At 54.5% G+C, this 7788-nt stretch carries 10 protein-coding genes; 5 read left to right on the top strand and 5 right to left on the bottom strand.

Annotated elements, in window-relative coordinates:
- Nucleotides 1-108: 108 nt before the first annotated feature.
- A complete protein-coding gene (locus tag MRS74_RS23240; protein ID WP_254582667.1) occupies nucleotides 109-291 on the bottom strand; it encodes a DUF3012 domain-containing protein in 183 nt (60 codons plus the stop codon).
- 202 nt (nucleotides 292-493) lie between these two features.
- Nucleotides 494-1081, bottom strand: coding sequence for a TetR/AcrR family transcriptional regulator (locus MRS74_RS23235; RefSeq protein ID WP_254582666.1), 588 nt, complete (start codon nucleotides 1079-1081; stop codon nucleotides 494-496).
- A 125-nt stretch (nucleotides 1082-1206) separates the two neighbouring features.
- Between MRS74_RS23235 and MRS74_RS23230 the strand changes: the two genes are divergently transcribed.
- The 4 genes from MRS74_RS23230 (at nucleotide 1207) to MRS74_RS23215 (ending at nucleotide 3970) form a co-directional block, all read left to right on the top strand.
- Entirely contained in the window at nucleotides 1207-1905 is a 699-nt protein-coding gene (locus tag MRS74_RS23230; protein ID WP_254582665.1) for a glutathione S-transferase family protein, read from the top strand.
- Between the two features lie 10 nt (nucleotides 1906-1915).
- On the top strand, nucleotides 1916-2605 hold the full coding sequence (locus tag MRS74_RS23225) for a glutathione binding-like protein (protein WP_254582664.1): 690 nt from the start codon (nucleotides 1916-1918) through the stop codon (nucleotides 2603-2605).
- Between the two features lie 232 nt (nucleotides 2606-2837).
- Entirely contained in the window at nucleotides 2838-3731 is an 894-nt protein-coding gene (locus MRS74_RS23220) for a fructose bisphosphate aldolase (RefSeq protein ID WP_254582663.1), read from the top strand.
- Between the two features lie 62 nt (nucleotides 3732-3793).
- Entirely contained in the window at nucleotides 3794-3970 is a 177-nt protein-coding gene (locus tag MRS74_RS23215) for a hypothetical protein (protein ID WP_254582662.1), read from the top strand.
- A gap of 305 nt (nucleotides 3971-4275) precedes the next feature.
- Here the strand turns inward: MRS74_RS23215 and MRS74_RS23210 are convergent, their stop codons facing one another.
- Nucleotides 4276-4827 carry a DUF1993 family protein gene (locus tag MRS74_RS23210; protein WP_254582661.1) on the bottom strand — a complete coding sequence of 184 codons (552 nt, stop codon included), beginning with the start codon at nucleotides 4825-4827 and terminating at the stop codon, nucleotides 4276-4278.
- Between the two features lie 416 nt (nucleotides 4828-5243).
- Nucleotides 5244-5630 (bottom strand): SpoIIAA family protein, encoded by a 387-nt coding sequence (locus MRS74_RS23205; protein ID WP_254582660.1) that lies wholly within the window; start codon nucleotides 5628-5630, stop codon nucleotides 5244-5246.
- 188 nt (nucleotides 5631-5818) lie between these two features.
- Here MRS74_RS23205 and MRS74_RS23200 point away from each other — a divergent pair, with 188 nt between their 5' ends.
- Entirely contained in the window at nucleotides 5819-6190 is a 372-nt protein-coding gene (locus tag MRS74_RS23200) for an IS110 family transposase (protein WP_368671324.1), read from the top strand.
- Nucleotides 6191-6292: 102 nt separating this feature from the next.
- On the opposite strand, the gene MRS74_RS23195 is transcribed toward MRS74_RS23200, so the two are convergent.
- The gene (locus MRS74_RS23195) at nucleotides 6293-7570 is read right to left on the bottom strand and encodes an APC family permease (RefSeq protein WP_254582658.1); all 1278 of its coding nucleotides are present in this window, start codon (nucleotides 7568-7570) and stop codon (nucleotides 6293-6295) included.
- Between the last annotated feature and the right edge of the window lie 218 nt (nucleotides 7571-7788).

Here is a 7788-nt window from a genome sequence, read left to right as displayed (position 1 = left end):
GCAAGAGGCAAGAGGCAAGAGGCAAGAGGCAAGAGGCAAGAGGCAAGAGGCAAGATAACGGTATAAGACTGAGCCCGCCTGTGCAAGGCGGGCTAGTGCGATTTCAGGCTATTTCAGAATGCAGGACTTGGCGAAATCGCCGGCGTCATTCACGCTCCAGTCGCCCTTGGGCTTTCCTTCCATCTGCTTGCACCAGGCTTCAGTTCCTACCTCGGGGCTACAGCCTTGCAGCAGTAACAGACCGCCGGCAAAGAGCGCAGCGAGCACAGGGGTGGCGAGTGATTTAGGCATAAGCGACACGACTCCATTGCATGAAAGGACACAGACGCCAGCCTAGTCGCAACGCCAGGCGGCGTAAAGCGTTAGCGCGCACTGGCCCGCCGGCAGTGATGAAGCATCCCTGCTTCACCTACTAACCCGCCAGGTCAATGGTACGACTGTCCTGGCTAACAACTCACAGATAATGGCTGTGCTATTTCCAATAGCGGCTCTGCTACTGCAAAGCCTCCTGCTCACACGCATCCCAGGGCAGCCAGGGCAAGCCGGACTTTACCGCTGCCAGCAGCCTATCCCGGTCGCGCTCCAGATAGCCGTACACGCGGATGCCGAACACATGCATCATCAGAGAGGTTGCATACTGGCGCGCCTGATCCTGGGGATAGTCACGCTGCAGATACTCTACATAAAGATCTTCAATTTCGGTGATATAAGCACAGACGCGCCTATGCAAATCACCGCCACTGGCCGCCAGCTCAAGCTGGCTTTTCACCAGAAAACAGCTGCAGTAATCCGCCTTTTCGGCCGCCTCGATCATGCGCAGCAGTTGCTGGCAAATACCCTCACCCACGGATGGCGCATTCTCCAGCGCCTGGCTCAGGGTGGCCTGGGACTGGCGCGCATAGTGCTCCAGCGCCGCCTGATACAGGCCTTCCTTGCTGCCAAAGGCCAGATAGAGGCTGCCGGGCTTGAGGCCGGTCGCCTGTACAACCTTTTGCATGGAGGCGCCGCTAAAGCCCTGCTGCCAGAACAACTGGGTGCAATCCTGAATCACCTGTTCCCGATCAAACTGTACCCGCGCCATGAGTCGTTACCGCCTGCTGTCATCAGGCTGCAGTATAGCTTCTACTTGAATGAATATTCAAATTAACCTTGAACGATCATTCAAGCCGTGTTTGAATGAATATTCAAGCCGACCCGGAGTCTCGCATGATCAAGTTCTTTTTTAACCGCGCCCCCAACCCGCTGAAAATCTCTCTCTTCCTGGAAGAAACGGGCCTGCCCTACGCGCTGGCGCCTATAGACAGCATGAAAGGTGAACAGCATTCAGCCTCCTTTCTGGCGATCAACCCCAACGGCAAGGTACCTGCGATTGAAGACAACGGCGTGCGGGTGTTCGATTCCACTGCCATTCTGCTTTATCTGGCCGACAAGACCGGTCAACTGGGCGGCGATGTCGAGAATCGCGGTGAGCTGCTGTCCTGGCTGATGTTTATTGCCAGCGGCCTTGGGCCTTTTTCCGGCCAGGCGGTACATTTCAAGCACATGGCACCGCAAAAGCTGCCCTACGCCATCAACCGTTACGACCGCGAAGCCCAGCGCCACTACGACGTGCTGGATGCACATCTGAAAAACCGTCAGTACCTCGTCGGCGACAGTTTCAGCATTGCCGATATTTCAGCCTGGGGCTGGATCGACAGGGCCAACGTGGTGCTGGGCGATAACGCCCTGGATGCCTATCCGAACATCAAACGCTGGTTCGAGGGCATCAATAGCCGCCCCGCTGTTGCCCGCGCCCGGGATCTGGGCAAGGATGTGGAGTTCAAGTCCGAACGTGACGAAGTTGCCCTGCGCGCCCTGTTCCCGCAGAACTATCCCAAAGTATCCAGCAACACTGATCCGGCCTGAGGAGCACCCGATGCTAGATCTCTACTACTGGCCCACACCCAACGGCCACAAGATCACCATCTTTCTGGAAGAAGCCGGAATCGAATACCGCATTCATCCGGTGGATATCAGCGCCGGTGACCAGTTCAAGCCCGAGTTCCTTGCCCTGTCGCCCAACAACCGCATGCCCGCGATCGTGGATAACGATCCCATTGATGGCGGCGCGCCGATCTCGGTATTCGAATCCGGTGCCATACTGATTTATCTGGCCGACAAGATAGGCCGCTTCCTGCCCACCGAGACCCGAGCCCGCAAAACCGTGCTCGAATGGCTCATGTGGCAGATGGGGGGGTTGGGCCCCATGGCGGGCCAGAACCACCACTTCGTGCAATATGCCCCAGAGCGCATCCCCTACGCCATGGATCGCTACGTCAACGAGACCAACCGCCTCTACGGCGTACTAAACAAACGCCTGGAAGGCCGCGACTGGATTGCCGATGACTACTCCATCGCCGACATGGCCACCTACCCCTGGATCAGGCCCCACGAGCGCCAAAAACAGAACCTCGGCGACTTCGTGCACCTCAAGCGCTGGTTCGAGCGCATGCAAAGCCGCCCGGCCGTTATCAGCGCCTACGAAAAAGGCGCCCCCTGGACTAACCGCCCGGCGGTAACGGAAGAAGGCAAAAAGCTTCTGTTTGGACAGACGGCAAGGCGCTGAACTCCTTCAGCTTCGTTTGATCAAAAAGCCCGACTCACTGAGTCTGGCTTTTCTATTGGGGGGCTGGGACACAGACCACGCCATCCGGTTGCCGATAACGCCGTGGTTTAATCCGCCAAGGACCTTGGCGTGCGGCAAAATGCCGGATTTGGCAGTATACTTTTAGCCCCGTTGCGACTTCGATTCTTCGAACCGAAGTCCTCCATCCAACCAACAGTGCATGGAAGGAATCATGAACCAGCGGCAATTCGACAAAGTACGTGGCGATGACGGTTTTATCGCCGCGCTTGATCAAAGCGGCGGCAGCACACCCAAGGCACTGCGTCAGTACGGGATTCCCGAAACCGAATACTCGGGCGATGACGAGATGTTCGACCGGGTCCATCAAATGCGCACAAGGATCATCACCAGCCCGGCGTTCGGCGGCAACCGGATCCTGGGCGCGATTCTGTTCGAGAACACCATGGACCGCGAGATCGACGGCACGCCAACGGCACAATATCTGTGGCAAGAGAAGCAGATTGTGCCTTTCCTCAAAGTCGACAAGGGCCTGGCGGCACAAGAGAACGGCGTTCAGCTCATGAAGCCGATCCCGGAACTTGACGCCCTGCTCGACCGGGCAGTGAACCACGGCGTCTTCGGTACCAAGATGCGCTCGCTTATCACGCTCGCGCAGGATGAGGGCATCCGCGCAGTCGTCGACCAGCAATTCGAGATCGCCAAGCGCATCCTCGCCAAAGGACTGATACCGATCATCGAACCGGAAATCGATATTAACAGCCCCGAAAAAGCACAGGCTGAGGTCATACTGAAAGCCCATCTACTTGCGCACCTGGATGCTCTCACGCCGGGTCAGAACGTCATGCTCAAGCTGACGCTGCCGGAACTGAATGATTTTTACAAAGAGTGCATTGAGCATCCGAACATTGTGCGGGTTGTTGCCTTATCGGGCGGCTATTCACGGGCGCAAGCGAATGAGCGGCTCGCCAAAAACACCGGAATGATTGCGAGTTTCTCCCGTGCCTTGACCGAGGGCTTGTCGGCACAACAATCCAGCGATACGTTCAACGCCATGCTCGACGCATCCATCCAGAGTATCTTTGACGCGTCTAAGATCCAGCCATGAGGTATTGACCTGCCCGACGTCAACGGTCGTGGATTACCATGGCCGTTGAGTACAGAACCCCAGTGACAGAGTCACTGTATAGCTCGATCGATTACGTTGAATGCGTTCAGGGCATGGCGCCTATCGTCATACTGAACAACGCCTATCAGTGCGCCATCGAATTGTCGACGTGGAAAAAGCAGCGCAAACAGCAGGCTTACAATGCAAAAGACGCAACACTCATTGCCGGGGGCTATTAACCTGGCGGACAAATAGGTTACCTCCCTATTTGCCCGTTATATACAGGAAGTACGGTCCCTTAACTTTTGCTCCTGTAAACTAAGGATTTCCGCCATCCTTGGCGGTCATGCCGCACACGCATGGATGCATGTGTGCGGTCACGCCATAACTCTTTAGCCTGAAAGAATGGGCGCAGGTGCCTGGACATGCTGGACTTTTTCAAGGGAAGAAGTAGCGTTCGCACTGGACCATCTGTTCAACAGAAGGCCCAATGATGAAGCATCCCTGCTTCATGTATCAACCCGGCGGGTTGATAGCCTGAGACTCACTGGGTCTTGTTCGCAGACCCCGATGCCCCTTCCTTGGCTTCTTCCTTGATGTAAGGCGCCAGATAAGTCATGAAATCCAACTTTCCAACCGGAGCACCCAGTTTTCGAAGAATGGCATACGCCGTCGTGATATGAAAATACAGATTAGGCACCAGGAAGTCGTCAATGTACTGGCGACCAGGGAGTACGCAATGCCTTCCAGGCCCAAGACCAATACGCTTTGTTTCATCAAGCTTGCTGTCATCTACGATAATAGCCTGAACAAGACTCTTGGTGTTTAAAATATGCGAACGAGCCAATTCCAGGGATTCGACGTCTAAATCGAGGTTATCTATGGGTTGGCCGGCACACCATTGTGCGAACCCTCTCGGCTGATTGCATGCCAATGCTACTTGAGCGCCAAGCGTAAACATGTCGGGCGCCAGGCGCTCTTTCAGTATGGCGTTCATGTCCGAAAAGTGTTTATCGCCTACCGACAGGATATGATCGAGCGCATAAAGTCTCGTAGTGAATATATTCTTGATTTCACTAATTTTTTCATTTTTCATGACGAAGTCTCTTTGCGGAATGTTGATGCTTCAGGCCTCAATGATAGACCCTATCCCGCAATACGAAAGCCCAGCCATGAGGCGTTATTGATTCATTTTTTTATTTTTATCCGACCTCTGGCGAGTCAGAAAAGCACCGCGCATCACCTTCCCCGCTCGCAGGTTGTTATACCTCAACTCGCAAAGACTGATCTTGCCCAGTATTAGTGGGCACGTAAGCGTTCATTCCAGGACATTCTGCCGCGCCAGGTTTTCCCGCGATATTCTGGCGACGGCCCGTCAGATCGCGCTGAACTTGCTTTCACCCTGCAAGATGCATCAAGCTTCGCTTGACGCACTAACGCCATGCCCACGGGCAGAGGCAGCGTAGCTGCCGGAGTCTGTGCTGCGAAGCAGCGCAGACGGGCGGCAACTGGTTAGGTGCTTTCCTGTGCGTCATTGCTTGAAATTATCCATGCTTTTGCCAATTCAAGTTCACTAAATTTAAAAGTCCTTATTTTTGCAGATACAAAATGGCTGGCTACTTTTCCGGCTAGAGAACCAATCGGTGAGTTTGTAACAAAAGCAACATGCTTAATTTTTTTGTGGTGATCTTTTACAAATGACAAGTGTGACAGCAAGCCTGAAAAAGATTCCCATCCAGGAAAGGATTCCGTAGAAATTATTAGCCCACTAAGTTTTCCAGATCGTTCAATATAAGGGTCAATTATATTGGTGGCACTTTTGAAGTCCTCATCGGAAAGCTTGCTGTCAGGCGACAGAATAGCTATTCCATTTTCTTCATCAATTTCTATATTTAGCATAATTTGATCTCCGATTTATTCACCAAAGGCCAAAATTAGCCGCGCGATTTTTTCGTCGGCTGTATTTTTTTGATACTGATTGAGCCTTCTCCGTCCAGTATAGACCGCGGCCTATGCTGGAGGTGACGAAACCGAACCGGAGAAGGATAATGAGATTCTATACCAAAAATCACCGGTACTACTGAGCCATCGATCTGAATGCCCGGGTTCTCTATGTCTGCATCCTCGATACCGAAGATCAGATTCGAGTGCACAGGAATATACCCGCGACCAGCATGGACCTGATCGACCTGCTGGCGCCCTACCTTCACGAAGACATCGTCATCGGGGTCGAATACATGCATTGCTGGTACTGGGTGTCCGATCTCTGCCAACAATTCAACCTGCCGATTGTGCTGGGGCATGCCCTCTACATGCGGGCAATCCATGGCGGCAAGGCCAAGAACGACAAGATCGACTCGCTGAAAATCGCAAAGCTCCTCAAAAGCGGCATGCTTCCCATGGCATATACCTACCCGCAAGCCATGCGCGCTACCTGTTGCGTCGCCGGATGCACCTGATGCGCAAGCAGGCTGAGTTGCTGACCCATATCAAGAACACCAACAGCCAGTACAACCTGGAACCGATCGATCTGAACCTGCGTTATATGCAAATCGGCCCACTCAGCCACGACGGCTTTTCGTCCTTACGTAGCGGAGCAGCACCGGACGACCGAACACGGCGATGAGCACCAGTAGTCCGAGGAAAACCAATGCCAATGGGTCAGTTCGAATCAATCGAACAATAAGGGCAACTGAGGCCGTGGTCGCAGCCAGGGCACCCAATCCTGTCACGGCCCGCACGCCTGCCCTCTGCTTAAAAGCAAGTCCGCACACAACGGCAAACGTGAATAGAAACGAGAGGCTGGCAGCCTCAACAAGGGTAGTTAGCGTTCCCACTGCGGCAAGGACCGCTGCCGCCGTACCTAGCAAGATCACAGCCCTATCCGGTAAGCCCTTTTTGTTCTTGTGATCCAGTGCGGCCGGGAATTCGCCATCCTCGGCCACCCTGTACGTGAGACGTGCTGTGGCAAAGAGCGTGGCATTAATGGCCGAACCTGTGCAGAACGCTGCGGCAATAGTGACGATAATAAGGCCAACTGTTCCGAACGCCTTCTGCCCCGCTATGGCCAGCGCGACCTCCTTGTGCTGCACTACCTGGTCCGCTCCGATCAGCATGACCGTACCAAGGGCAACGATAACGTAGACGACAATCACAACTGCGATCGCCGACAGTACCGCACGAGGCAATGTTTTTTGCGGGTTGTCGATCTCCTTGTAGTCGTAGGTCAGCAGTTGAAATCCCTCGTAGGACATGAACACGGACGCAGCACCGAACAGCGCAGCATCGATCCCGACGTCCGGCACACCCTGCGAGAGCATCAGGGGCTCCCACTGTGTAAGCCCCCATCCGGCCAGCCCCACAAGCACGACCAGATTGAACCACACGAGAAACACCTCGACACCGGCAGCCTCACCGACGCCCCGCAGGTTTAGCCCAATAAACAAAACCACGATGGCAACGCCAGCCATACGTGGGAACCATGGCCCAAGCTCCACGGCATGCCCGAGGTACTGTCCGAATGTGAAAGCATACACCGCATTTGTGAGCACGTACCCGACGATGAGAACCCACGATAGGCTACCGGCGAGGCCCTCTGCATTGATCTCGCGCAGAAAAGTGAACGCTCCGCCCCCTTCACCGTAATGGGCGGCCAGCTTCACGTAGCTATACCCTGCGGCAAGGGCGATGAGACCCGCGGCTGCGAAACTGAGCCATGCCCATGCACCAGCGATCCCGACAACAACACCGAGTGTCGAGAAGATACCACCGCCGACCATTCCGCCCACGGCCATCGACCATGTCGCGGTGAAGCTGAGCTTGGATTCAGTCTGAGTCATTGTTAATGCTCTACTATTAACCTGGCGGACAAATAGGTTCCCTACATATTTGTCTGTCACGCCACAAAAACGGGCGCAGGTGCGCGGACATGCTGGTTTTTCTGGCGTTCGCACTGGCCTGCGGCCAGTGATGAAGCATCCATGCTTCTTGTATTATTAACCCGGCGGACAAATAGGTTCCCTACATATTTGTCTGTCACGCCACAAAAACGGGCGCA

Origin of the sequence: Marinobacterium sedimentorum, from assembly GCF_024267675.1 — a bacterium.
Classification (GTDB): Bacteria; Pseudomonadota; Gammaproteobacteria; order Pseudomonadales; family Balneatricaceae; genus Marinobacterium_A; species Marinobacterium_A sedimentorum.
The sequence above is the reverse complement of the archived record's forward strand: the minus strand, read 5'-3'. Positions and strand labels throughout refer to the sequence as shown.

Excerpts from the sequence above, each read along its gene's own strand:
- MRS74_RS23195 (WP_254582658.1), bottom strand. The coding sequence starts at position 7,570 with ATGACTCAGACTGAATCCAAGCTCAGCTTCACCGCGACATGGTCGATG.
- MRS74_RS23220 (WP_254582663.1), top strand. The coding sequence starts at position 2,838 with ATGAACCAGCGGCAATTCGACAAAGTACGTGGCGATGACGGTTTTATC.
- MRS74_RS23235 (WP_254582666.1), bottom strand. The coding sequence starts at position 1,081 with ATGGCGCGGGTACAGTTTGATCGGGAACAGGTGATTCAGGATTGCACC.
- MRS74_RS23205 (WP_254582660.1), bottom strand. The coding sequence starts at position 5,630 with ATGCTAAATATAGAAATTGATGAAGAAAATGGAATAGCTATTCTGTCG.
- MRS74_RS23225 (WP_254582664.1), top strand. The coding sequence starts at position 1,916 with ATGCTAGATCTCTACTACTGGCCCACACCCAACGGCCACAAGATCACC.
- MRS74_RS23240 (WP_254582667.1), bottom strand. The coding sequence starts at position 291 with ATGCCTAAATCACTCGCCACCCCTGTGCTCGCTGCGCTCTTTGCCGGC.
- MRS74_RS23210 (WP_254582661.1), bottom strand. The coding sequence starts at position 4,827 with ATGAAAAATGAAAAAATTAGTGAAATCAAGAATATATTCACTACGAGA.
- MRS74_RS23230 (WP_254582665.1), top strand. The coding sequence starts at position 1,207 with ATGATCAAGTTCTTTTTTAACCGCGCCCCCAACCCGCTGAAAATCTCT.